The following is a 246-nucleotide window of genomic DNA, read 5'->3' on the forward strand; positions in this document are numbered from 1 at the left end:
CCGACCGCCTCTCAGCCAGTCAGCGGCGCGATCTCATGGAGATCGTCGAGGACCGTCATGGCCGCGGCTCCATCCTCATCACCAGCCAACTCCCTGTGGCAACTTGGCACGAGGTTATTGGCGAGCCGATGACTTCATGATGCCTCCTTCTTCGAACGCTTGGTGCGTCGTACCCGATTGCGAAGCTGACGGATTTGGTCGTCTGAGAGCTCGATCTGCCATGGCTGGCCTTTGGCTAACTGACGA

The 246-nt window shown here is 59.3% G+C and carries 1 protein-coding gene; it reads left to right on the forward strand.

What is annotated here, in order from left to right; translation table 11 throughout:
• Positions 1–140 (forward strand): ATP-binding protein (locus tag C7G61_RS43695; protein ID WP_202975847.1); only part of this gene is annotated, 140 nt, incomplete at its 5' end.
• Between the last annotated feature and the right edge of the window lie 106 nt (positions 141–246).

Origin of the sequence: Bradyrhizobium algeriense (assembly GCF_003062295.1) — a bacterium.
In the GTDB taxonomy this organism is placed as follows: Bacteria; Pseudomonadota; Alphaproteobacteria; order Rhizobiales; family Xanthobacteraceae; genus Bradyrhizobium; species Bradyrhizobium algeriense.